Genomic DNA, 375 nt, shown 5'->3' on the forward strand with positions numbered 1-375 from the left:
CAGGTGGCCCAGAGCCTCACGGTGCGCGAGCGCATTGCGCAGGAGCTGCTGGAGCGCATGGTGTTCCCCATGGGCCTGATGGGCCTGGCCCTGAGCGCCGTGGTGTACGCCGGCGTGCTGCGCGGCCTGCAACCCCTCAAGCGCCTGGAGGCGCAAATTGAACGTGCAGGCGCACAGCCCCACACGGGCACCACACCGCTGCCGCCCATCGAGCTGACCTCTGCCCCGCAGGAAGTACATTCGCTGGCCAGCACCATCAACCGCCTGCTGGAGACTGTGGCGCGCGGCCAGCAAAAGGAAAAGCGTTTTCTGAACGACGCCGCCCACCAGCTGCGCACGCCGCTCGCCGGCCTGATCGGCCAGACCGAGCTGGCC

At 68.8% G+C, this 375-nt stretch carries 1 protein-coding gene; it reads left to right on the plus strand.

Going from position 1 to position 375, the window contains the following annotated elements:
* The coding region (locus DBR23_RS30800) for a histidine kinase dimerization/phospho-acceptor domain-containing protein (RefSeq protein WP_369882123.1) at positions 1-375 on the plus strand (375 nt) is incomplete at both ends.

Origin of the sequence: Acidovorax sp. HMWF018 (assembly GCF_003061035.1) — a bacterium.
Lineage (GTDB): Bacteria > Pseudomonadota > Gammaproteobacteria > Burkholderiales > Burkholderiaceae_C > Acidovorax > Acidovorax delafieldii.